The organism is Gordonia sp. N1V (assembly GCF_029269935.1).
Lineage (GTDB): Bacteria > Actinomycetota > Actinomycetes > Mycobacteriales > Mycobacteriaceae > Gordonia > Gordonia polyisoprenivorans.
Genome location: NZ_JARJDD010000085.1, coordinates 1 through 359, shown reverse-complemented (window position 1 = coordinate 359; position 359 = coordinate 1). Strand labels below are relative to the sequence as shown.

The following is a 359-nucleotide window of genomic DNA, read 5'->3' as shown; positions in this document are numbered from 1 at the left end:
TGTTGATCTCGGCGGGGGTGAAGCCGGCGAAGTAGTGCGACAGCAGTTTCCGCAGATACTCGCAGCGTTGGACGGTGTCCAAAGGTTCGGGGCATCGGGTGTCGATGTGCGCCAGTCCGCGGACGATGGCGTCGGTGTGTTCTGACGAGATGGACCCGTCCGCGGCGTGCGCCAACAACAGATCCACATCGGTGGTGGCGGCGATCCGCACGTACCGACCTGCGACGGCGGGTGCGAAGCCCATGCTGATCAACAGTTCTCGGAGTCGGGTGGCTTTATGGTCGGCCACGCCCAGTCGGTCCAGTTCACCGGTGAGGGTGGTCGCGTGATGATCAACCAGGTTCCGCAACAACAGGACT

General features: G+C 63.0%; 1 pseudogene. It reads right to left on the bottom strand.

What is annotated here, in order from left to right:
• A pseudogene (locus P3L18_RS28215) lies at nucleotides 1-359 on the bottom strand (HNH endonuclease); the annotation flags it as partial.